Origin of the sequence: Halomonas sp. SIMBA_159 (assembly GCF_046536035.1) — a bacterium.
Lineage (GTDB): Bacteria > Pseudomonadota > Gammaproteobacteria > Pseudomonadales > Halomonadaceae > Vreelandella > Vreelandella venusta_A.
The window spans coordinates 1-279 of sequence record NZ_JAWJBT010000379.1 but is presented as its reverse complement, the minus strand read 5'-3'; the positions used below and the strand labels follow the sequence as shown (position 1 = coordinate 279).

The window sequence follows — 279 nt, the reverse complement described above, 5'->3', positions numbered from 1 at the left end:
CTATGTTGCATGAATACCAGATAACTTCGGCGATATCCGGTAGCAGTGCGGATATTAATTTTGCGCTGAACTGGCCGGGTGCACCGACTCAGTTTGCACTGGCGCATCTGGCCGGCAATGTAAATTACCGCCTTGGTGAGGGTTCGCTTAGTGAAGTCAGCGATCAGGGCGCGCGGCTGTTTTCTATCTTCAGCCTCGACTCGCTGGTACGCAAGCTGCGGCTGGATTTTCGCGACGTGTTCTCTAAGGGCTTTTTCTACAACAATATGACGGGCAACC

At 52.7% G+C, this 279-nt stretch carries 1 protein-coding gene; it reads left to right on the top strand.

Going from position 1 to position 279, the window contains the following annotated elements:
* Nucleotides 1-279 (top strand): YhdP family protein (locus R0J87_RS19690; RefSeq protein WP_498888365.1); only part of this gene is annotated, 279 nt, incomplete at both ends.